The organism is Nonomuraea sp. NPDC049709, assembly GCF_040674815.1.
GTDB lineage: Bacteria > Actinomycetota > Actinomycetes > Streptosporangiales > Streptosporangiaceae > Nonomuraea.
The window spans coordinates 234223-256157 of record NZ_JBFANM010000004.1 but is presented as its reverse complement, the minus strand read 5'-3'; the positions used below and the strand labels follow the sequence as shown (position 1 = coordinate 256157).

18 protein-coding genes and 2 rRNA genes are annotated in these 21935 nt (G+C 70.1%); 19 read left to right on the top strand and 1 reads right to left on the bottom strand.

Annotation, left to right across the window (positions count from 1 at the left end; all coding sequences use genetic code 11):
• A 23S ribosomal RNA gene (locus AB0J69_RS06175) occupies positions 1-87 on the top strand; the annotation flags it as partial.
• An 81-nt stretch (positions 88-168) separates the two neighbouring features.
• Positions 169-285, top strand: a 5S ribosomal RNA gene (gene rrf / locus AB0J69_RS06170).
• A 111-nt stretch (positions 286-396) separates the two neighbouring features.
• Here the strand turns inward: rrf and AB0J69_RS06165 are convergent.
• On the bottom strand, positions 397-1215 hold the full coding sequence (locus tag AB0J69_RS06165; protein WP_364113401.1) for a carbohydrate-binding protein: 819 nt from the start codon (positions 1213-1215) through the stop codon (positions 397-399).
• Positions 1216-1401: 186 nt separating this feature from the next.
• Here AB0J69_RS06165 and AB0J69_RS06160 point away from each other — a divergent pair, with 186 nt between their 5' ends.
• From AB0J69_RS06160 to proB, 17 genes are all read left to right on the top strand, one after another.
• Positions 1402-2691 (top strand): folylpolyglutamate synthase/dihydrofolate synthase family protein, encoded by a 1290-nt coding sequence (locus tag AB0J69_RS06160; protein ID WP_364113419.1) that lies wholly within the window; start codon positions 1402-1404, stop codon positions 2689-2691.
• Positions 2688-3032 (top strand): DUF4233 domain-containing protein, encoded by a 345-nt coding sequence (locus AB0J69_RS06155; RefSeq protein ID WP_364113399.1) that lies wholly within the window; start codon positions 2688-2690, stop codon positions 3030-3032. The genes AB0J69_RS06160 and AB0J69_RS06155 overlap by 4 nt, the downstream gene beginning before the upstream one ends.
• A 68-nt stretch (positions 3033-3100) precedes the next feature.
• Positions 3101-4693, top strand: coding sequence for a hypothetical protein (locus tag AB0J69_RS06150; protein WP_364113397.1), 1593 nt, complete (start codon positions 3101-3103; stop codon positions 4691-4693).
• Between the two features lie 156 nt (positions 4694-4849).
• Positions 4850-5260, top strand: coding sequence for a nucleoside-diphosphate kinase (gene ndk, locus AB0J69_RS06145; RefSeq protein WP_090773482.1), 411 nt, complete (start codon positions 4850-4852; stop codon positions 5258-5260).
• A gap of 450 nt (positions 5261-5710) precedes the next feature.
• The gene (locus tag AB0J69_RS06140) at positions 5711-6742 is read left to right on the top strand and encodes a rod shape-determining protein (protein ID WP_364113395.1); all 1032 of its coding nucleotides are present in this window, start codon (positions 5711-5713) and stop codon (positions 6740-6742) included.
• Entirely contained in the window at positions 6742-7620 is an 879-nt protein-coding gene (gene mreC, locus AB0J69_RS06135; RefSeq protein WP_364113393.1) for a rod shape-determining protein MreC, read from the top strand. The genes AB0J69_RS06140 and mreC overlap by 1 nt, the downstream gene beginning before the upstream one ends.
• The gene (mreD, locus tag AB0J69_RS06130) at positions 7617-8081 is read left to right on the top strand and encodes a rod shape-determining protein MreD (protein ID WP_364113391.1); all 465 of its coding nucleotides are present in this window, start codon (positions 7617-7619) and stop codon (positions 8079-8081) included. The genes mreC and mreD overlap by 4 nt, the downstream gene beginning before the upstream one ends.
• Positions 8078-10123 (top strand): penicillin-binding protein 2, encoded by a 2046-nt coding sequence (mrdA, locus tag AB0J69_RS06125; RefSeq protein ID WP_364113389.1) that lies wholly within the window; start codon positions 8078-8080, stop codon positions 10121-10123. Before mreD ends, mrdA begins: the two co-directional genes overlap by 4 nt.
• A 325-nt stretch (positions 10124-10448) precedes the next feature.
• Positions 10449-11567: a rod shape-determining protein RodA gene (gene rodA, locus AB0J69_RS06120; RefSeq protein ID WP_364113387.1), complete on the top strand. Its 1119-nt coding sequence runs from the start codon at positions 10449-10451 to the stop codon at positions 11565-11567.
• A gap of 4 nt (positions 11568-11571) precedes the next feature.
• Entirely contained in the window at positions 11572-11751 is a 180-nt protein-coding gene (locus AB0J69_RS06115) for a hypothetical protein (protein ID WP_364113385.1), read from the top strand.
• Positions 11752-11771: 20 nt separating this feature from the next.
• Positions 11772-13682, top strand: coding sequence for a TIGR03960 family B12-binding radical SAM protein (locus tag AB0J69_RS06110; RefSeq protein WP_364113383.1), 1911 nt, complete (start codon positions 11772-11774; stop codon positions 13680-13682).
• 138 nt (positions 13683-13820) lie between these two features.
• Positions 13821-14588, top strand: coding sequence for a TIGR03936 family radical SAM-associated protein (locus AB0J69_RS06105; protein WP_364113381.1), 768 nt, complete (start codon positions 13821-13823; stop codon positions 14586-14588).
• A 495-nt stretch (positions 14589-15083) separates the two neighbouring features.
• Positions 15084-18173 (top strand): Rne/Rng family ribonuclease, encoded by a 3090-nt coding sequence (locus AB0J69_RS06100; RefSeq protein WP_364113379.1) that lies wholly within the window; start codon positions 15084-15086, stop codon positions 18171-18173.
• 217 nt (positions 18174-18390) lie between these two features.
• Positions 18391-18693: a 50S ribosomal protein L21 gene (gene rplU, locus AB0J69_RS06095; RefSeq protein WP_357867130.1), complete on the top strand. Its 303-nt coding sequence runs from the start codon at positions 18391-18393 to the stop codon at positions 18691-18693.
• Positions 18694-18708: 15 nt separating this feature from the next.
• Positions 18709-18966, top strand: a complete 258-nt coding sequence (gene rpmA, locus AB0J69_RS06090) for a 50S ribosomal protein L27 (RefSeq protein WP_012893687.1) — start codon at positions 18709-18711, stop codon at positions 18964-18966.
• A gap of 179 nt (positions 18967-19145) precedes the next feature.
• On the top strand, positions 19146-20498 hold the full coding sequence (gene obgE / locus AB0J69_RS06085; protein ID WP_364113377.1) for a GTPase ObgE: 1353 nt from the start codon (positions 19146-19148) through the stop codon (positions 20496-20498).
• A 293-nt stretch (positions 20499-20791) separates the two neighbouring features.
• Positions 20792-21919 (top strand): glutamate 5-kinase, encoded by a 1128-nt coding sequence (proB, locus tag AB0J69_RS06080; RefSeq protein ID WP_364113417.1) that lies wholly within the window; start codon positions 20792-20794, stop codon positions 21917-21919.
• Positions 21920-21935 lie beyond the last annotated feature (16 nt).

Sequence of the window (21935 nt, the reverse complement as noted above, 5' to 3'; positions counted from 1 at the left end):
CGGTAGACGACCGGGTTGATAGGCCGGAGGTGGAAGCACGGTAACGTGTGGAGCTGACCGGTACTAATAGGCCGAGGACTTGACCACAAAGCATACTTTCGAGTTTTTGCTCGCGTCCACTATGTGATTCTGAGGCAGCAAGCAGTGTGCTTGTGTGTTTCATAGGGTTACGGCGGTTATGGCGGGAAGGAAACACCCGGTTACATTCCGAACCCGGAAGTTAAGCTTCTCAGCGCCGATGGTACTGCACTCGGGAGGGTGTGGGAGAGTAGGTCACCGCCGGACAATCTTTATGGGAGGGCCCCGACGCCAACGCGTCGGGGCCCTTTTTTGTGTGCAATGAGGGCCACCCCCAGCAGCTGAGGTGGCCCTCTCTTGCGTTCGGGGACCTGAAGGTCAGGCGCGTTGCCACAGGGCGGGGACGTTGGGTGGTTCCCAGCCGGCCTGTGACTGGTGCCCCTGCAGGCACCGGTACGCCGCGCCTCCATACGTGACCTGGTCACCCGCCTGGTAGGCCACCCCAACCCGCCAGGTGCCGCCGCCCGGAGGCGGACTCGTCGGGGCGTCCGTGGGCGGTACGCCCGGGACGTTGAGCACGAAGTCGAACGTGGCCTCCCTGCCCGTCCCCACCGTGCGCACGTTCATGAGCAGGGCGGGGTCGAAGAGGGTGTCGGTGTTGTTGCGGGGTTCGCCGGGGAAGTAGAGCTGCGTCGTCAGGACCGGCCGCCCTGGGGCCTGCGCCTTCACGTGGATGTGCAGCGTACGCCCCGGATAGAGGCCGGGCACGATGGTGGTGAGCTTGAAGGCGCCCTGGGCGTTTGTGTACTGGTGACCGCGGAAGTTGTACGTGACGTTGTCGTACGCGCCGTTCCTGTCGGCCTGCCAGAAGTCCAGCAGCACGTTGGCCAGGGGCTGGCAGGCCAGGCCGAAGACGTACCCGCTGACCGTCAGCGCCGTGCCCGTGCCGGGGAGGACTGTGCGCTGGGGGGAGCTCGGCTTGAAGTAGGGACCCTCCGTCTGCGGGGGTGTGGGGTCGTCGCCGTCGTCGCAGGAGGGGGTGGGGGTGAGCGGTCCGCCGCGGCCGGCCGCCTTCCGCGCCAGGGCCGGGACCTCTCCGACCAGTAAGGGTACGGGTGCCGCTATGAGAGCCGCCTTGAACAGCGTCTTTCTGCTGATGCCGCCTTGCTTGTCCGCGCGAGTGTGCTCGCCTTCCACGATGGCCTCCTCTTGAGCGGCCCGCCGGGGGTGGGGCGGGCTGTTTCCCAACGTGGCATCCCGGCCGTCGCGGTGAGTACCCTCCACTTTTCCATATGGTCCGCAATATGTTCGCCCCGCGTACGGAGCGCTATCGGCGGTCAGTAGGGTTGAGGGGTGGATTATCGTGCGGTTGAACGCGCGATCATGGATCGTGGCGTCGAGTGGGATTTCGAGCCGACGCTCGATCGGATCGCGGCTCTTCTTGACCTGCTCGGCTCGCCGCAGCGGGCGTACCCTGTCATACACATCGCCGGCACCAACGGCAAGACCAGCACGGCGCGGCTGGTCGAGGCCCTGCTCAGGGAGCGCAACCTGAGGGTGGGGCGGTTCACCAGCCCGCACCTGGTGTCGATGCGCGAGCGGATCACCGTGGACGGGGAGATGCTCAGCGAGGAGCGGTTCAGCCAGGTCTATGAGGAGATCATTCCTTATGTCGAGCTGACCGACACCCAGGGGCGGCGGATCCAGTTTTTCGAGCTGCTGACGGCCATGGCGTTCGCGGCGTTCGCCGACACGCCGGTCGACGTCGCCGTCGTGGAGGCCGGCATGGGCGGGTCCTGGGACGCCACGAACGTGGCAGACGGGACGGTGTCGGTGGTCACGCCGATCTCGCTCGACCACACCGACCGGCTCGGCCCCGACATCCCGAGCATCGCCTCGGAGAAGGCGGGCATCATCAAGCCCGGCGCCACCGCCGTGTTCGCCCAGCAGGAGCTCGCCGCCGCCGAGGTGCTGATGCGGCGGGCCGCCGAGGTGGGCGCGGTCGTCGCGCGCGAAGGGCTCGAGTTCGGGGTGCTGAACCGCGAGGTGGCGATCGGCGGGCAACTGCTCACGCTGCGCGGGCTCAAGGGTGTCTACGAAGAGGTCTACCTTCCGCTCTACGGTGCTCATCAGGCGAGCAACGCTGTGTGCGCGCTGGCCGCCGTCGAGGCGCTCACGGGCGGTGACGATCCGCTCGACGTCGAGCTCGTCCGCCAGGCGTTCGCGCAGGCGTCCTCCCCGGGGCGGATGGAGGTCGTCCGGCGCACCCCGACGGTCGTGATCGACGCGGCGCACAACCCGGGTGGCATGCAGGCCACCCTGGAGGGGCTGCACGAGGCGTTCGACTTCGCGAAGATGATCGGCGTGGTCGCGGTCATGCGCGACAAGGACGTCGCGGGGCTGCTGGAGCTGCTGGAGCCGATCCTCGAGGAGATCATCGTCACGCGTAACTCCTCGCCCAGGTCCATGTCCCCGGAGGAGCTGGCGGCGCTGGCGGTGCCGCTCTTCGGTGAGGATCGCGTACACGTCGTCGACCGGCTCGACGACGCCATCGACAGGGGCATCGGCATCGCCGACGCCGCAGGCGAGTTCAGCGGCACTGGCGTGTTCATCACGGGGTCCGTCGTCACGGCGGGTGACGCGCGGCAGCTGCTCAAGGCGGACGGCACATGATGAATTTCGCGGTCACCCCCGGCATGCGCAGGCTCGGCGCCAGCGTGCTCGGCATGGAGGCGATCGTCGCAGGGCTCATTACGCCCGTGGCGATCGCCGTGGTGGGGGCGGAGCCCTGGCTCGCGGTGACTGTCGGCATCGGTCTCGCCGTGTTGTGCGTGGTCGCCGCGGGCCTGCTCAAGAGGCCTTTCGGCTACGTGCTCGGCAGCCTCGTACAGGTGCTGGCCATCTGCGCGGGCTTCCTCGTTCCGACCATGTTCTTCCTCGGCGCGATCTTCGCGGCACTGTGGATCACGGCGATTATGGTCGCTCGCCGTGTCGAGGGCGCTACTTCCCGCTAAAGTCGGCCAACATGGCCGTCCCCCCGATTTCGCGGCCGCCGCATCAGGCGCGCCTCGGACATCAATGGTTGCTCGACACCTTGCTCGGGCTGCTCGTCGTCGCGTCGCTGCCCCTGGCGGTGGTCGCGATACCCAACACGCTCTCCGTCGTCGCCAGGCTGCTGCCCGGCGACCTCGACCAGGCCGGGCTCATGCGTACGCACGGGCTCGCCCTGCCCGCGCTGATGCTGACCGTCCCGCTCGCGGCCGCCGCGCTGCGCCGCGTTCCGGTGGCTCATCTGCTGGTCGGAGGGCTGGCGCTGATGGCGCTGTCCGAAGCCGCCGGTGGTTACGCGGGCTCCGAGCTCGTGGTCGGCGCGGTTCGGGTGGCGCGGGGCATCGGTGCCGGGCTGATCCTGCCCGCCACACTGGCGGCCGTGTGGGACCGCGTGCCGGCCCTGCGGGCGCTGTGGGTGGGGGTGTTCAGCCTGAGCCTGCTCACGGCGCAGGCGCTGGCGCTGTGGCCGCTCGACGAGGTGGACAGCTGGCGGGTCACGCTGCAGCCGTACCCGCTGGTGACGGGGGTCGCGCTCGGCCTGGCCGCCGCTCACCTGGCGGTGTGGATGTTGTCCGGGAGGCCCGCCGCGCCCGGTCCTGTCGGCCGCGAGGGCAGCCGGCTGCTGCTCTCCGCCGTGCCCGCGGCGGGGATCGCGGCCGTGGCGATCAGCACGGCCAGCGAGGGGTGGCGGGCCGTCCCCGTGATCCTGCTGGCGGTCGTGGCGGTCGTGGGGCTGCTGGCGCTGGCTTCGATCGGGGCCGCGGAGAGCCGTACGCTGGCGTTCACGATGGTGGCGGTCGGTGTCGTGCTGCTGCCCAGCGCCGCTCAGGTCACGCTGGTGGAGATGGGCGGTCTCGGCGGGCCGGGGCTGCGGGGGCTGTGGGTGCCGTACACCGTGGCCGGGCTGCTCGCGATCGCCTCCTCGGTGGCGGTGCGGCTGTTGTGCCGGACGTCCGGGCGCTGGCTGGCGCCCCTGGGGTTGCTGGCCATGGTCGTCGGGCTGTGCTCGGTGCGGCTCGTGGTGCCGTCCGCTGACGGGCTGGTGCTGGCGGTGCCGTTCAGCCTGCTCGCGGCCGGGGCGGCGGTGGCGCTGACGGCCGCGCTGCAGGATGTCGGCATCGGTACGGCGACGTTCGGGCTGTCGCTGTGCTGCGCGGGCGTGCTGGCGGGGTTCCTGCTCGGCACGGGGGTGCAGATGTCGATGCTGGACGGGGTGCGCTCGGCGCAGGAGCTCGTCGACAGCTTCGTGGGTGCGCTGCACTGGTGGGCGTTGATCGGCGGGTTCCTGGTGGTGGCGATCATCGTGCTGGCCGCCGTGATGGCGCGGCGTCCCGGGCGGGGGTCGCCGGGTGGGGAGGGCGACGAGCCTGACACACCGCCCGTTCCCTGCGCGGGCATGCCCTCTCCCAGGGACGTGCTGCTCGTACGGGCGCCGGAGCGCACCGATGCCGAGGATGGCGGGGACGACGAGGACCGGCCTACCGGGGCGATCCCGCGTGTCGTACTGCCCGTGTCGGCCAAGGGCGCGTTCGGCAGCGCCGAGACCGCCGGTGAGGGTGAGGGGCGGTCCGCGCCGGCGGTGCCGCCGCAGGGGCATTCGCCCGAGGACACCGCTTCGTCGTAAGGAACTCGTGGCCCGGGCTTCCCGCGGGGAAACGAGGGCAGGGGCTCGGGACGGTAAGCTGAGGGCCCTGCTACGGCGACGTGCGGGCAAACGTGCCCCGCGAGCGTCCTCGCGGCCCGCAGCCGCGACCCCACTCTGTTCGAAGGAGAACTTCAAGTGTCCGAGCGCACTCTTGTCCTGATCAAGCCCGACGGGGTTAAGCGCGGCCTCATCGGTGACGTGATCGCCCGTGTGGAGCGCAAGGGCCTCAAGGTCGTGGCGATGGACCTGCGCACCCTCGACGCCGACACCGCCAAGGCGCACTACGCCGAGCACTCCGAGCGGCCGTTCTTCGGCGAGCTCGTCGAGTTCATCACCTCGGGGCCGCTCGTCGCCCTAGTGCTCGAGGGTCCGCGCGCCGTCGAGGCCTTCCGTGCGCTCGCCGGCGCGACCGACCCGGTCAAGTCGGCTCCCGGCACGATCCGCGGCGACCACGCCCTCGAGATCGGCGAGAACGTCGTCCACGGCTCCGACTCGCCCGAGTCGGCCGCCAGGGAGATCAAGATCTTCTTCCCGGACCGGTTCTAGCCGATCCCGATCTCTCCCTCGCTCGCGCCGCGGCCTGTTCGTGGCGGTCCGGGGGAGGTTTGTTCCTCGCGCGCCCGTGCAGCTCCGGCTGTGCGGGCGCGTGTGCTTTGCAGTAGGGCCTTTCTGGTTCTGTGCGGCACTTTCTGCGAGGTCATTTCTGTCGGTGACCGGCCGTATGGTTGCTCGCGTCGCCGGTGGTTCGGGAGCCGGTGTTGCGGGGCGGATTTTGTCGGGCGCTTACCGTAGGGTTCCTCAGGGTTGATAGTTGGATCGTTCCAGCGCTCGGTCGGATGTTGTGGTGCAATCCGGGCAAAATTGCGGTTGAGGTAGGGGCTGGAGATTTTTGACGGGCGCGATGGCTCATTGCGCCCATCGGTGGGTACGTCACGTTACGATTCGAATTCAATCCGTAGTCACTCGCGAACGACGTTACGGAGGGCTCCGTTCCCCATGGGCAGCAAGCTCGCGTTCCTCGGCCGTGACATGGCGGTCGACCTGGGCACCGCCAACACGTTGGTCTACGTGCGTGGCCGCGGCATCGTGCTCAATGAGCCGTCAGTCGTCGCGATCAACACCGCGACCGGCAAGATCGTGGCGGTCGGCATAGAAGCCAAGCGAATGATCGGTCGTACGCCTGGCAATATCATCGCGGTCCGCCCGCTCAAGGACGGCGTGATCGCAGACTTCGACGTCACCGAACGGATGTTGCGATATTTCATCCAGAGGGTGCACAAACGCCGGCATTTCGCAAAGCCGCGCATCATCATCGCCGTGCCCAGTGGCATCACGAGCGTTGAGCAGCGGGCGGTGAAAGAGGCCGGATACCAGGCGGGTGCCCGGAAGGTCTACATCGTCGAGGAGCCCATGGCCGCCGCCATCGGGGCAGGGCTGCCGGTGCACGAGCCGACCGGGAACATGGTGGTCGACATCGGCGGGGGCACCACCGAGGTGGCGATCATCTCGATGGGCGGCGTGGTCACGAGCCAGTCGATCAGGATTGGCGGTGACGAGCTCGACCAGGCGGTGATCGCCTTCGCCAAGAAGGAGTACTCGCTGATGCTGGGCGAGCGCACCGCCGAGGAGATCAAGATCGCCATCGGCTCGGCGTGTCCCTTCGGCGAGGAGTCGCACGCGGAGGTGCGCGGGCGCGACCTGGTCAGCGGGCTGCCCAAGACGATCATCGTGTCGAGCGAGGAGATCAGGAAGGCCACCGAGGAGCCGGTCAACGCGATCGTCGACGCGGTCAAGACCACGCTCGACAAGTGCCCGCCCGAGCTGTCCGGCGACATCATGGACCGCGGCATCGCGCTCACCGGCGGGGGCGCGCTGCTCAAGGGGCTCGGTGAGCGGGTCAAGGCCGAGACGGGCATGCCCGTGCACCTGGTCGACAACGCCCTCGACTCGGTCGCCATCGGCTCCGGCAAGTGCGCGGAGGAGTTCGAGGCCCTCCAGCAGGTCCTGGTGCCGGAGTCGCGACACTGATGAGAGACTCACGCCGTGCCCGGCTGATCCTGGGAGTGCTGCTGACGGCGGCGCTGGTCATCCTGACCGTTGACCACCGCACCGGCGACAGCTCTCCGCTGCGCCCGCTGCGCGCGGCCGGGGCCTATCTGTTCGGCACGGCGGAGCAAATCGGCGGCGGGGTCGTCCGGCCCGTGGGCGGGTTCGTGCACGCGATCCTGACCGCGCCGAGCGCGAAGGATCGCATCGAAGCGCTCAAGGAGGAGAACGCCAAGCTGCGGTCCGGCCTGCTGGCCGGCAAGCTCGACGCCGACCGCGCCAAGGAGCTCAAGCAGTTGCTGGGGCTGGCCGGGGCCGGGGGATACCGGGTGGTGACGGGCACCGTGATCGCCAGGCGCGGCCAGCCGGGGTTCGAGGACGCCGTGCAGATCGACGTCGGCACGAACGACGGGGTGCGGCCGGAGATGACCGTGCTCAACGGCGACGGGCTGGTGGGCCGGGTCGTGCACGCCTCCTCGCGCACCTCGACGGTGGTGCTGATCAGCGATCCCGCCTCGGCCGCCGGGGCGCGGCTCGAAGGGGGCAAGGAGATCGGCGTCGTGCACGGGGTGGGGGAGCACGGGCGCCTCGTGCAGTTCCGGCTGCTCGACTCGACGGCGCCGTTGAGCAGGGGCGGGCGGATCGTGAGCTTCGGGTCGCAGCGCGGGACGCCGTACGTGCCGGGGGTGCCGATCGGGGTGATCGAGCGGGTGGAGTCCACACCCGGGGAGCTGACGCGGATCGCTTATGCCCGGCCGTACGCGGATCTGACTGCGCTGGACGCGGTCGGCGTGGTGGTGGAGGCGCCCAAGCGGGATCCCCGTGACGCCGTGCTGCCCGCCAAGGAGGGGGCGCGGTGATCGGGGGAGTCTCCGTGGTGCTGGCGCTGCTGGCGCAGGTGATGCTGGTCAACCGGGTGCCGCTGCCCGCCGGGGGCGCGCCCGACCTGGTGTTGCTGGCCGTCATCGGTGCCGCGCTGGCCCGGGGGCCCGCGCCCGGGGCCGTGCTCGGGTTCTTCGCCGGGTTGCTGGTCGACGTCATGCCGCCGTCCGCGCATCTGGCGGGCCAGTACGCGTTCGTGATGGCGCTCGTCGGCTACGTCGCCGGGCGGGGCGCGGGCGGGCCCGTGACCACCGTCGTGCTGTGCGTGCTGATGGCGCCGTTGCTGGCGGCGGCCGTGGGCGGGCTGATCTCCGATCCGCGGGTGACGATGTCCACGCTGACCGAGCAGGTGCCCGTCACGATCGTCTACACGCTGGTGGTCTCGCCGGTCGTGATCTGGCTGACCATGCGGGGCAGACAGGCGAGGTTCTCGACATGATGAGGATGCGGGCCCGGCTGCTGGTGCTGCACCTGCTCGTGCTGACGCTGCTCGTGGTGCTGGCCGTGCGGCTGTGGCAGGTGCAGGTGGTGCGCGGGCAGGAGTTCGTGACGCGGGCGACGGAGACCCGGACACGGGCCGTGATCGTGCCCGCCGTGCGGGGGCAGATCCTCGACTCGTCGGGACGGCCGCTGGTGCGCAACAAGACCGCGCTCGTGGTCTCCGTGGACAGGACCCGCCTGTCCAGGATGAAGGACGGCGGCATCAAGGTGCTGCGCAAGCTGTCCTCGGTGCTCGGGAAGCCGGTCGCGGACCTGCAGCAGCGCATCACGCCCTGCGGGCCGGGGGTCGGCAAGCCGTGCTGGACGGGGTCGCCGTACCAGCCGGTTCCGCTGGACGAGAAGGTGGACACGCGCGAGGCGCTGCAGATCCTGGAGCGGCAGGAGGAGTTCCCCGGGGTGACGGCGGAGATCCACTCTGTCCGGCAATATCCGGGGGGCCGGGCCGGGGCGCAGATGCTCGGCTACCTGCAGCCGGTCACCGAGGCGGAGCTGGAGAAGCGGGAGGGGCTGAAGGCCAGCTTCTCCGGGGTGGACCTGGCCGGGCGTGACGGGCTCGAATACGTCTACGACGACGCGCTGCGGGGCAAGGCCGGCCTGCGCAGGGTACAGGTCGACCGGATGGGCAAGGCGCTCGGGGTCGAGGAGCAGGTGACGCCCATTCCCGGCGACCATCTGGTGACCAGCATCGACTCGCGGGTGCAGGCGGTGGTGGAGAAGGCGCTCGGGAAGGCGATGAAGTCCGCCCCGGGGGCCGACGGAGGGGCCGGGGTGGTGCTCGACGCGCGTACGGGGCGGGTCGTGGCCCTGGCCAGCGCGCCCGGGTACGACCCGGAGATCTGGGGAGGCGGGATCTCGGCGCGCGGATACCAGTGGCTGCTGTCGGAGAAGTCCGGCAAGCCGCTCGTGTCGCGGGCGATCAACGGCCAGTTCGCGCCGGGTTCGACGTTCAAGATCTCGTCGGTGGCGGCGATGTTGCGGGCGGGCTATCCGCTGAACGGCCAATACTCCTGCCCGGGCTCGTACGCCGTGGGCGGCCGGGCCTTCAACAACTTCCGCGGCATCGCGCTGGGCACACTCTCCCTGCACACGGCGCTGGTCAAGTCGTGCGACACGATCTTCTACCGGGCGGCGTACGAGCAATACCTCAAGGACGGCGGGCGGCATCCGAAGAAGGCCACGAAGGAGGTGTTCGCCAACATGGCCAGGTCGTTCGGGTTCGGCAACCCGACCGGCGTGGACCTGCCCGGCGAGTCCTCCGGCCGGATCCCCGACCGGGCCTGGAAGAAGGACCTGTGGAACAAGACCAGCGCGGTCAACTGCGAACGGTCGCGCAAGGGCTATCCGGAGGTGAAGGACAGGGCGCGGGCCGAGTTCCTGAAGCGGCTGGCGCTGGAGAACTGCACCGAGGGGTTCCTGCTGCGGCCCGGTGACTCGGCCAACTTCTCCATCGGGCAGGGTGACGTGCTGGTGACGCCGATGCAGCTGGCCAGGGCGTACATGGCGCTGGTGAGCGACGGCAAGCTGCGCAGCCCGCGCATCGGGTGGGCGCAGGTGCGGCCCGACGGCAAGGTGGTCAGGACCATACCCGTGCCGGTGGTGGGCAAGTTGCCGCTCACCCAGAAGGAGCGCCTGTACATCAAGAACGCGCTCAGCCAGGTGGCCCAGGACGGCACCGCGGCGGGGGCCTTCGCCGGGTTCCCGATGAACAAGGTGCGGGTGGGTGGCAAGACCGGTACGGCTGAGGTCTGGGGGAAGAAGGACACCTCGTGGTTCGCGTCGTTCGCGCCGACGAAGAACCCGCAGTACGTGGTGGTCGTGATGGTGTCCCAGGGTGGGATGGGGGCGCAGACGGCGGCTCCGGCCGTGCGGGAGATCTACGAGGGGATCTACGGCATCAAGCGCAAGCCCGCCGTGCCGGGTGGGCGGCTGACCACGCGACTGCCGACGTTCTCGCCCGACGGGATGGTGGCCGGGGGATGAGCGGGCGAGTGGTGGCGGGGGTTGGGGCGATCCCACGAAAGTGCGGGCGTTCGGTGGGGGCTGGGGCGGTCCCACGGAAGTGCGGGTGTGCGGCCGGGGTGGGGTCGGTTGTCGGAGGGTGCGGGTGGGTGGTGTTCGGGATGCGCGGGGGTGTGGGGGTCGGGGTCGGGTCTGGAGCTTGGGGGATGCCTGGGTGGGTTGTGGTTCTAGGCGGGGTTGGGGTGGACTGGGGGATTTGTGGGGGCTTGGGCGTTGGGGTTGGGTTGGGGGTTGAGGGGTGATGGCGCGGACGGTGGCCGTTCGGCGGCCCTCCTTGTTGCGGCGGATGGCTCGCGAGAACTCGACGGTGCGGCGGCTCGACGGGCTGATGCTGGTCGCGGTGGCCGGGCTGTGCGTGATCGGCACGCTGCTGGTGTGGTCGTCCACCAGGACCTGGGCGCCGGGCTCGACGGGGCTGGTGAAGAAGCACCTGCTCAACGAGGTCATCGGCGTGGTCCTGTGCGGGATCGTGGCCATGGTGGATCACCGGGCGATGCGGGCGTATGCGCCTCTGGTGTTCCTGTTGTCCCTGGTGGGGCTGGGGCTGGTGATCACGCCGCTGGGGGCGACGATCAACGGGTCGCACTCGTGGATCCTGCTCGGCGGTGGGTTCGCGGTGCAGCCGTCCGAGTTCGCCAAGGTGGGGCTGCTGCTGATCATCGCGATGTTGCTGGCGCAACCGGCGGAGGGGACGGATCGGCCGCGCGGGCTCGACGTGGTGCTGGCGCTGATCGCCGCCGGGATCACGATCGGGCTGGTGATGCTCCAGCCGGACCTGGGTACGGCGCTGGTGCTGGGGGTGATCACGGCCGCGGGGCTGATCATCTCGGGGGTGCGCAAGCGGTGGATCGGGGTGCTGACGCTGGCGGCGGGCGCCGGGGTGTTCGCGGTGTTCTACTTCCAGATGCTGGAGCCGTACCAGGTGGCGCGGTTCACCGCGTTCGTCGATCCGAGCGTGGACCCGCGCGGGGTCGGCTACAACAGCACCCAGTCGATGATCGCGATCGGCTCCGGGCAACTGCTCGGGAAGGGGTTGCTCGGGGGCGGGCAGACGACCGGGCGGTTCGTGCCCGAGCAGCACACCGACTTCATCTTCACGGTGGCGGGCGAGGAGTTCGGGTTCCTCGGGTCGGTCACGGTGGTGCTGCTGCTCGGGGTGGTGCTGCTGCGCGGGCTGAAGATCGCCAGGCAGTGCGAGGACAGGTTCGGGACGCTGGTCGCCGGCACGATCGTGTGCTGGTTCGCGTTCCAGACGTTCATCAATGTGGGCATGACGATCGGGATCATGCCGATCACCGGGCTGCCGCTGCCATTCGTGTCATATGGCGGCACCGCCACCTTTGCCAATCTCATTGCGATTGGGCTTCTTCAAGCCATCAGGGTGCGAAGACAGTCGTTTAATTAGAGGTATGTTCTTGGCCTACTGCGATGAGTGCGAGGAGCGCTTTCTGCTGCCCGCGAACCATGTCATCGGCGTACACAACCTCCAGAGCGGTGTCATCGCCGTTGAGCTGACCTGCTACGAGGGGCACCACATCATGGTGCTCAGCGGAAACGACATCGACATCCCCGGACCTGCCACCGTCTGAGCGCCGCTACCCTGGACGGTATGCCTGTCGAGTCGATATTCCACCGCCTGGAAGCGCTGCTGCCCAAGGTGCAGAAGCCCATCCAGTATGTCGGGGGTGAGCTCAACTCGACCGTCAAGGACTGGGACTCCGCCGACGTGCGGTGGGCGTTGATGTACCCGGACGCCTACGAGGTCGGGCTGCCCAACCAGGGTGTGGCCATCCTCTACGAGATCCTCAACGAGCTCCCCCGCACGCTGGCCGAGCGCACCTACGCGGTCTGGCCCGATCTGGAGGCGCTCATGCGGGCCGAGGGCGTCCCGCAGTTCACCGTCGACGCGCACCGGCCGGTGCGCGCCTTCGACGTGCTCGGGGTCTCGTTCTCGACCGAGCTCGGCTACACCAACATGCTGACCGCCCTCGATCTGGCCGGCATCCCGCTGCTGGCCGTGGACCGCGGCGAGGACGACCCGATCGTGCTCGCGGGCGGCCACGCGGCCTTCAACCCCGAGCCCATCGCCGACTTCCTCGACGCGGCCGTGCTCGGCGACGGGGAGCAGATCTCCATCGCCATCAGCGAGGTCATCCGCGAGTGGAAGGCCGAGGGCAGACCGGGCGGGCGTGACGAGCTGCTGATGCGGCTCGCCGAGTCCGGCGGGGTCTACGTGCCGAAGTTCTACGACGTCGACTACCACGCCGACGGCCGCATCAAGCGGGTCGCGCCCAACCGGGCCGACGTGCCGTGGCGGGTGCACAAGCACACCGTGATGGACCTCGACGAGTGGCCCTATCCGAAGAAACCGCTGGTGCCGCTGGCCGAGACGGTGCACGAGCGGTTCAGCGTGGAGATCTTCCGCGGTTGCACGCGCGGGTGCCGGTTCTGCCAGGCAGGCATGATCACGCGTCCGGTGCGCGAGCGGTCCATCACCACGATCGGGGCGATGGTCGAGAACGGCATCAAGGAGTCCGGCTTCAACGAGGTGGGCCTGCTGTCGCTGTCCTCCGCCGACCACTCCGAGATCGCCGACGTGGCCAAGGGCCTGGCCGACCGCTACGAGGGCACCAACACCTCGCTGTCGCTGCCCTCGACCAGGGTCGACGCCTTCAACATCGACCTGGCCAACGAGTTCTCCAGGAACGGCAGGCGCTCGGGCCTGACGTTCGCGCCCGAGGGCGGCTCGGAGCGGATGCGCAAGGTGATCAACAAGATGGTCACCGAGGAAGACCTGATCCGCACCGTCACCACGGCCTATTCGCAGGGGTGGCGGCAGGTCAAGCTCTACTTCATGTGCGGGCTGCCCACCGAGATGGACGAAGACGTCCTGGGCATCGCCGACCTGGCCAAGAAGGTCATCCAGGCGGGCCGCGAGGCGACCGGCAGCCGCGACATCCGCTGCACGGTCTCCATCGGCGGCTTCGTGCCCAAGCCGCACACGCCGTTCCAGTGGGCCGGGCAGGCCGACCACGAGACCGTCGACCGGCGGCTCAAGGCGCTGCGCGACTCGCTGAGGGGCGACAAGCAGTACGGCCGGGCCATCGGTTTCCGCTACCACGACGGCAAGCCGTCCATCGTGGAGGGCCTGCTGTCGCGGGGCGACCGCAGGGTCGGCGCCGTGATCAGGGCCGTCTGGGAGGGCGGCGGCCGGTTCGACGGCTGGAGCGAGCACTTCTCCTACGAGCGCTGGATGGCCGCCGCCGACAAGGCGGGAGTCGACGTCGACTGGTACACCACGCGCGAGCGGGAGGAGAACGAGGTCCTGCCGTGGGACCACCTCGACGCCGGGCTCGACCGCGAATGGTTGTGGCAGGACTGGCAGGAGGCCGTCTCCGGCGGTGAGGTCGAGGACTGCCGCTGGACTCCGTGCTACGACTGCGGCGTCTGCCCGACCATGGGCACAGAAATTCAGATCGGTCCTACGGGGCGGAAACTCCTTCCTCTTACGGTGGTCTAGCGCGCTCAGTGGGCGAGCCGTGTCTCGGCGTACACGTTCACGCACCAGCGCGGCTTATCCTGAGACGAAGGAACTCTTACAAGGGAAGGACGACAAGCTCTGAAACCTGTTCCCGAAGGGCCTCCGCCCGCGCCCACGGTGCAGCGCCTGCGTGTGCGTTACGCCAAGCGCGGCCGCCTGCGCTTCACCAGCCACCGCGACATCTCGCGGGCCGTTGAGAGAGCGGTTCGCCGTGCCGGCATTCCGGTGGCTTTCAGCGCGGGCTTCTCGCCCCACCCGAAGATCTCCTACGCGGGCGCGGCGCCGACCGGCGTCGCCAGCGAAGCCGAATACCTCGAGATCGGTGTTACCACGCCGTGCGACCCCGACCAGGTCAAGCAGAGGCTTGACGAGTCGCTGCCGCCCGGGCTCGATGTGCTCGACGTTGTGGAGGCAGGTCCGGGGGGGCTGGCCGACCGCTTGGAGGTCTCCGACTGGGAGGTGCGGCTGCCCAGTGCCGATCGCGAGCTCGCCGAGGTGGCGGTGGAGAAGTTTCTCGCGGAAGGCACGGTGGAAGTCGAGCGCCTCACCAAGAAGGGGCCCCGCCGCTTCGACGCGCGGCAGGCGGTCCTGGGGCTCGTGGTGTCCGAGGGAACAGACAGAATCGCAGCTCAGGTGCTTGGAGAACCGTGTGTCATACTGCGCATGGTTGTTCGGCACATGACGCCTGCCGTTCGACCCGACGATGTGCTCACAGGGCTGCGCCTTGTGGCCGACTTCGCGCCGCCGGTTCCCCCCGAGGTGACCAGGCTGGCGCAGGGGCCGCTCGACGCCAGCACCGGTGGACTTGCTGACCCGCTCGACCTGGACCGCGACACCACGCGCGGCGGCGAGGCGGGACCGGCGAGTGAGCACGTCGCCGGTTAAGGAAGTGATCGGCGAGAGCCGGGCACGACCGCTGACAGGACTTGGCGCCGACGCCCCCGACTCGGGAACGCCGGCGGACAACGAGACACGAGGGCTCCTGCGCGGCGCGGCGACGCGCCCGGGAGCTGACGGGAGAGCGCCCGCATGCTCGATAACGAGCCCAACGCCGGGGCCACTGGCCCTGACGGGGAGACAATTGAACAGCCCAAGGTGACCAAGCGTCGCCGCTCCGCCAGCCGCCCCGCGGGTCCCCCGCCGGAGCTGCCCGAGGAGCCGGCCTCCGTTCCGGTCACAGTTCCCGCCGCGCAGGCGGCGCCGTCGGTGGCTGAGGTGCAGCCGGTGCAGCGCACCGCCGCTCAGCGGGCGGCGGGAGAGCCTGCGCCTGAGATTCTCGCGGCCGCCTCTCATGCGGCGACCGCTGGTACGGCTGCCGCCGGCACCGCTGGTGAGTCTGCTGCCGGTACGGCCGCCGCCGGTGCTGAGGCGCCTGCCGGCGTGGGCACCGAGGGCGGTGCGGTAACCCCCGAGACGGGGGCGGCGCCCGCCGGGGAGAGCCCGGTCGAGGCGGCCGTGGGCGATGCTGTCGCCGAGGCCGTGGCTGAGAAGCCGAAGAGGGCCGCCAGGACGCGGTCCACCGCCACGACGACGCGGCGGCGTACGACGAAGAAGGCCGCCGAGGCCGAGGCTGAGGCGCTCCCGGAGGAGGGGGCGCCCGCAGAGGCCGCGGTCGAGGCCGCCGAGCCGGTGAAGCGGCGCAGGACGCGTAAGAAGGCCGAGCCGGAGGAGGCCGTGACGGCCGCCGAGGTGCGGTCCGTGGAGGACTCCGCTGCCCGTGCCGGTGAGGTTCCGGCCGGTCGCGCCGAGGGTGCGGAAGTTGTGGCGCCCTCCGGCGGTGGCGAGGCCGCCGCGCCGTTCGGCGTCGAGGCGGGTCCCGGCGGCGACGCCGGAGCGACGGCTCGCGGCCTGGATGGCGGAGTGACGGCCGAGGCCGGTGCCGGCGCGGAGGCTCCCGCAGGTGCTGAGGCGGAAGCCGCCGCAGGGGCTGAGGTAGCGGGTCCCGCAGGGGCTCGCGCAGGTCGCCGGGCGGCTCGCACGGGTGCCAAGGCGGAAGGTCGCGCAGGTGGCCGGGTTCGCGCTGGGCGCGCGGCTGCCGCCGCCGGTGACGAGGATGCCGCTCGTGAGGCGGCCGAAGGTGTGGCGGCCGGCGCCGGCGACGTGCGTGCGGCTGCGGCGGGACAGGCGGCCGGTGACGTGACGGCGCAGGCCGGTGACGTGGCCGGCGGCGACGTCGCGGCTGTGGGCGGCGATGTGGCTGCCGCGGCCGGTGCCGGTCGGCGCGGTGGTGTCGAGGCGGAGGCCGGTGTGGCCGAGGACGCCGACGAGGACATCTTGGAGATCCTGCCGGAGGACGAGCCGCTCGACGACGAGCCCGCCGGTGAGGACCTCGACGAGGAGAACGTGCGGCCCAGCCTGCTCGCCGACCCGTTCGGGTTGTCCGCGCGCAGGCAGGACGAGCCGGGTGCCGCGTTCCAGCGGCCCGCGGCCATCTTCGCGCCGCTGTTCCAGGCGCCCGACCCGAGCCGCGCCAAGCCCGTCGTCACCCGGCGGGCCGAGCCGCCGCAGCCCGTCGCCGGGCCCGAGGAGGCCGAGGAGCCGGTCGACGAGACGGTGACCGAGGAAGAGACCGACGTCGACACCTCCGACGAGCAGGAAGAGGAAGAGGGCGGCGGCCGTCGCCGTCGCCGCCGCAGGGGCGGCAGGGGCCGCGGCAAGGCGCGCGAGCGTGACGAGGCCGAGGACGGCGAGGAGGCCGAGGAAGAGGCCGACGAGGAGCAGACCGAGGAGGGCCAGGAAGAGGAGGCCACCTCGTCCCGCCGTCGTCGCCGCCGCCGTCGCCGGGGTGGCGACGAGGGTGCCGAGCCGGCCACCGACGACCCGCCGAACACGGTGGTGCGCATCCGCGCGCCGCGCTCGGGCCGTACGGGCTCGCTCGACACCGCCACCGACGGCGTGCAGAGCGTGCGCGGCTCGACCCGGCTGGAGGCCAAGAAGCAGCGCCGCCGCGAGGGCCGCGAGCTCGGGCGCAGGCGCCCGCCGATCATCACCGAGTCGGAGTTCCTGGCCCGCCGCGAGTCCGTGGACCGGATGATGGTGGTGCGCAGGCAGGGCGACCGTACGCAGATGGCGGTGCTGGAGGACGGCGTGCTCGTCGAGCACTACGTCAACCGGGAGGCAAGCCAGTCCTACGTGGGCAACGTCTACCTCGGCAAGGTGCAGAACGTGCTGCCGTCGATGGAGGCCGCGTTCGTGGACATCGGCAAGGGCAGGAACGCCGTCCTGTACGCCGGTGAGGTGAACTTCGACACCGCCGGGCTGGAAGGCCAGCCGAAGCGGATCGAGTCGGCCCTGAAGTCCGGCCAGTCGGTGCTCGTTCAGGTCACGAAGGACCCGATCGGCCACAAGGGCGCCCGCCTCACGTCGCAGATCAGCCTGCCCGGTCGCTACCTGGTGTACGTGCCCGACGGCTCGATGACCGGGATCAGCCGCAAGCTGCCCGACAAGGAGCGCACGCGGCTCAAGAGCATCCTGAAGAAGGTCATGCCGGAGAACGCCGGTGTGATCGTGCGTACGGCGGCCGAGGGCGCCTCCGAGGAGGAGCTGGCCCGCGACGTGGCCCGGCTGTCGGCGCAGTGGGAGAGCATCCAGAAGAAGGCCAAGTCGGCCAGCCCGCCGGAGCTGCTGTCCGCCGAGCCCGACCTGACCATCCGGGTCGTGCGCGACGTGTTCAACGAGGACTTCACCTCGCTGGTCGTGCAGGGCGAGGACGCCTGGGACACGGTCGACGACTACGTCAAGTACGTCGCTCCGCACCTGGCCGAGCGCCTGTCGAGGTGGGACGGCGACCAGGGCGACGTGTTCGAGTCGTACCGGATCGACGAGCAGCTCGGCAAGGCGCTCGAGCGCAAGGTGTGGCTGCCCAGCGGCGGCTCGCTGGTGATCGACCGTACCGAGGCGATGACCGTCGTCGACGTCAACACCGGCAAGTTCACCGGCCAGGGCGGCAACCTGGAGGAGACCGTCACCAGGAACAACCTGGAGGCGGCCGAGGAGATCGTCCGCCAGCTGCGGCTGCGGGACATCGGCGGCATCATCGTCATCGACTTCATCGACATGGTCCTGGAGTCGAACCGCGACCTGGTGCTGCGGCGGATGCTGGAGTGCCTGGCCCGCGACAGGACCAAGCACCAGGTGGCCGAGGTGACCTCGCTGGGCCTGGTCCAGATGACGCGTAAGCGGGTCGGTCAGGGGCTGCTGGAGGCGTTCTCGACGCCGTGCGACTGCTGCAACGGGCGCGGCCTGATCGTCTCCACAGAGCCGGTCGAGACCAAGCCGGAGCCGCGTGGCACGCAGGGGAAGATGGCCATCGAGAAGACGGTCTCGGACAAGGTTTCCGCGGCCAAGGACTCCGCCGGCCGTGATACCGTGACCGGTGCGCTTGAAGACGTCCCGACCGAGGACGACCAGGCAAACCAGACTTCCGGCAGAGGGCGGCGACGCTCCCGCCGAGCCAAGTCGGCCGAGTAGCCTCGACCGGCTTCCGACGATCCGTCCGGTTCGCCTAGGGGCCCGTTAATCCGGTACCCTGGTGAACCGGTGCGTCAGGTGGCGTGCCCTGTTGGCGCGCTTACTCGGTTCGTCGGTTTGAGACAGGCCGAATGACAGGCGCAGCATTCGGCGGTCGCCTCTGCGTGAGGTGGCTGATGTTCGAAAAACAACAGTGAGTCAGTAGAAGGGTTCCGCGGTGTACGCGATCGTTCGTTGCGGCGGCAGGCAGCAGAAGGTCTCCGTCGGTGACGTCCTCGAGGTGGACAAGGTCGCCGGCGAGGTCGGCTCTTCGGTTTCGCTGCCGACGGTGCTCGTCGTCAACGATGGCGACGTGACCACCGAGGCGGGCAAGTTCATGGTCAGCGCCGAGATTCTCGGCGAGACCAAGGGCCCGAAGATCCGCATTCTCAAGTACAAGAACAAGACCGGTTACAAGAAGCGCCAGGGGCACCGTCAGCGGTACACCCAGGTGAAGATCACCGGTATCGAGCAGGCCTGAACGGGAGTTTGAGAGATGGCACACAAGAAGGGCGCGTCGTCCACCCGGAACGGTCGTGACTCCAACGCCCAGCGTCTGGGCGTCAAGCGCTTCGGTGGTCAGCTGGTCAACGCGGGCGAGATCATCGTCCGTCAGCGTGGCACCCACTTCCACCCCGGCGACAACGTCGGCCGTGGTGGCGATGACACGCTGTTCGCACTGGCCGCCGGTCACGTGCAGTTCGGTGTCAAGCGCGGCCGTCGGGCCGTGAGCATCGTTCCCGTCGCGGAGTAAGGTCTCCTCCTTCTCCGTCGACCTCGGGTTTGTTGCTTCAGGGGTGGATCGAACCGATCGGGTGTCGATCCACCCCTTGGCGTTTTCCGGGGTGTCTGGAGCGAACGGGGGGGGCGGGGCCGGTCGGCCTCGCTGTTGGAATGAGATGCCCCTGGTGGGGCGATGGAGGAAATGCCGGGATGCCGGACTTTGTGGACCAGGTGGTCCTGCACATCAGCGCCGGTGACGGGGGAAACGGGTGCGCCTCCATCCACCGGGAGAAGTTCAAGCCGCTCGGCGGCCCCGACGGGGGGAACGGCGGCCGGGGCGGCGACGTCGTCCTGGAGGTCGATCCCAACACGGCGACCCTGCTCGACTACCACCGCAGGCCGCACCGCAAGGCGGACAACGGCAAGCAGGGGCAGGGCTCTAACCGCGACGGCGCCAACGGGGAGGACGTGATCCTGCCTGTGCCCAACGGCACCGTGGTGAAGGACGCCGCGACGGGTGAGGTGCTGGTCGACCTCGTGGGGGCCGGCACGCGGTACGTGATCGCCCAGGGCGGGCACGGCGGGCTCGGCAACGCCGCGCTGGCCTCCACCAAGCGGAAGGCGCCCGGGTTCGCGCTGCTCGGCGAGCCGGGGGACGCGCTCGACGTCATGCTGGAGCTCAAGAGCGTCGCCGACGTGGCGCTGGTCGGGTTCCCGAGCGCGGGGAAGAGCTCGCTGATCGCGGCGCTGAGCGCGGCCAAGCCGAAGATCGCGGACTACCCGTTCACCACCTTGATCCCCAACCTGGGGGTGGTGACGGCCGGAGAGAACGTGTTCACCGTCGCCGACGTGCCCGGGCTGATTCCCGGCGCGTCGCAGGGGAAGGGGCTCGGGCACGAGTTCCTGCGGCACGTCGAGCGGTGCGACATGCTCGTGCACGTCATCGACTGCGCCACCATGGAGCCCGGGCGCGATCCGATCACGGACTACGAGGTGATCGAGGCGGAGCTGCAGGCGTACGGGAAGCTCGAGGACCGGCCGCGGCTGATCGTGCTGAACAAGGCCGACGTGCCGGACGCGCGGGAGCTGGCCGAGCTGGTCAAGCCGGAGTTCGAGGCCCGCGGGCTGAAGGTGTACACGATCTCGGCGGCCACGCATGACGGGCTGCGGGAGCTCACGTACGCGATGGGCGAGTGGGTCGCGGCGGCCCGGGCCAACAAGCCGGTCGAGGAGCCCACGCGGCTGGTCATCAGGCCCAAGCAGCTCGGGGACACCGGGTTCCGGGTGCGGCGGGTCAACGAGAACATGTTCCAGGTCACCGGGGAGAAGCCGGAGCGGTGGATCCGGCAGACGGACTTCACCAACGACGAGGCGGTCGGTTATCTGGCCGACCGGCTGGAGCGGCTGGGGGTCGAGGCGGAGCTGGCCAAGGCCGGTGCCGTGGCCGGGGCCGAGGTGGTCATCGGGCCGATGGAGGGTGGCTACGTCTTCGACTGGCAGCCCACGCTGAACGCCGAGTCGGTGCGGACCGGGCCTCGGGGGACCGACAACCGCCTGGGGTAGTAGCCCCGCCCCACACCTGCGTACGCACCGAGAGTCGCCCGTGCCCGTCCATGGGCTGGGCGGCTCGGTGCCGGGCGAGTGAGGCGCGGTGTGGAGATGTCGGGTGGCGGGGGCGGCGACTGCGGGTGCCGGGCGCGGGGGCGGCGTCTGCGGGTGCCGGGCGCGGTGGCGGTGTCTGCGGTGCCGGTGGGACTTGTGCTGCTGGGGTGGCACATGTCGGTGGGGTGCAGGTGTGGGGGGTGACGGGTCGGTGCAGTCGGTGTAGTCATTTGCCGGAAGCCCGAGCGGATAGGCTGCCAGACGTGCGGGAACAGATCAGCTCAGCGTCGAAGGTCGTTGTCAAGGTCGGCTCCTCCTCGCTCACCACCCCCCAGGGCATGATCGACGTCGATCGCGTCGATGCCCTTGTGGACGTGCTGGCGGCGCGGCGCCGTACCGGGACGCAGGTCGTCCTGGTCTCCTCCGGAGCGATCGCGGCGGGCCTCGGCCCGCTCGGGCTGAGCGCGCGACCGCGCGACCTGGCCACCCAGCAGGCCGCCGCCTCCGTCGGCCAGGGTGTGCTCGTGGCCCGCTACACCTCCTCCTTCGCCCGCTACTCCCTGCGCGTGGGCCAGGTGCTGCTGACCGCCGACGACATGATGCGGCGCGCGCACCACGCCAACGCCCAGCGCACGCTCGCGCGGCTGCTGGAGCTGGGCATCGTGCCCATCGTCAACGAGAACGACACCGTGGCCACCGACGAGATCCGCTTCGGCGACAACGACCGGCTGGCGGCGCTGGTGGCGCACCTGATCCACGCCGACGCGCTGGTGCTGCTGTCCGACGTGGACGCGCTCTACGACGGCCCGCCCAGCCGCACCGGCTCGCGGCGGCTGGCGGAGATCCGGGGGCCGGAGGACCTGGTCGGGGTCGAGCTGGGCAAGAACGGCGCGGCGGTCGGCACCGGCGGCATGGTGACCAAGGTGCAGGCGGCCAGGATCGCGACCGGGGCAGGCGTGCCCGTGGTGCTCACCGCGGCCGCTCACGCCGCCCAGGCGCTCGCCGGAGCCGACGTGGGTACCTACTTCCACCCTGGCGGCCGCCACCCCGGCACGCGCCTGCTGTGGCTCGCGCACGCCACCACCGGGCGCGGCCGCCTCCACCTCGACCAGGGTGCCGTGGAGGCCATCGTGGGGCGCCGCAAGTCGCTGCTGCCGGCCGGGGTGACGGGGGTGGAGGGTGAGTTCGCGGCGGGCGATCCGGTGGACCTGTGCGGCCCTCAGGGCCTCGTGGTGGCCCGCGGGCTGGTGAACTTCGACGCCACCGAGATCCCGGGCCTGCTCGGGCGCTCCACCCGGGAGCTGGCGAGCACGCTCGGTCCGGAATATGAACGCGAGCTGATCCACCGCGACGACATCGTCATACTGGAAGCCCACAGCTGACATCCCGATGAGGAGC

Bases quoted from the DNA above. Each gene is read 5' to 3' on its own strand.
- AB0J69_RS06160 (WP_364113419.1), top strand. From the start codon at position 1,402: ATGGATCGTGGCGTCGAGTGGGATTTCGAGCCGACGCTCGATCGGATC.
- AB0J69_RS06155 (WP_364113399.1), top strand. From the start codon at position 2,688: ATGATGAATTTCGCGGTCACCCCCGGCATGCGCAGGCTCGGCGCCAGC.
- AB0J69_RS06140 (WP_364113395.1), top strand. From the start codon at position 5,711: ATGGGCAGCAAGCTCGCGTTCCTCGGCCGTGACATGGCGGTCGACCTG.
- mreC (WP_364113393.1), top strand. From the start codon at position 6,742: ATGAGAGACTCACGCCGTGCCCGGCTGATCCTGGGAGTGCTGCTGACG.
- mrdA (WP_364113389.1), top strand. From the start codon at position 8,078: ATGATGAGGATGCGGGCCCGGCTGCTGGTGCTGCACCTGCTCGTGCTG.
- rodA (WP_364113387.1), top strand. From the start codon at position 10,449: ATGGCTCGCGAGAACTCGACGGTGCGGCGGCTCGACGGGCTGATGCTG.
- AB0J69_RS06115 (WP_364113385.1), top strand. From the start codon at position 11,572: ATGTTCTTGGCCTACTGCGATGAGTGCGAGGAGCGCTTTCTGCTGCCC.
- AB0J69_RS06110 (WP_364113383.1), top strand. From the start codon at position 11,772: ATGCCTGTCGAGTCGATATTCCACCGCCTGGAAGCGCTGCTGCCCAAG.
- rpmA (WP_012893687.1), top strand. From the start codon at position 18,709: ATGGCACACAAGAAGGGCGCGTCGTCCACCCGGAACGGTCGTGACTCC.
- obgE (WP_364113377.1), top strand. From the start codon at position 19,146: ATGCCGGACTTTGTGGACCAGGTGGTCCTGCACATCAGCGCCGGTGAC.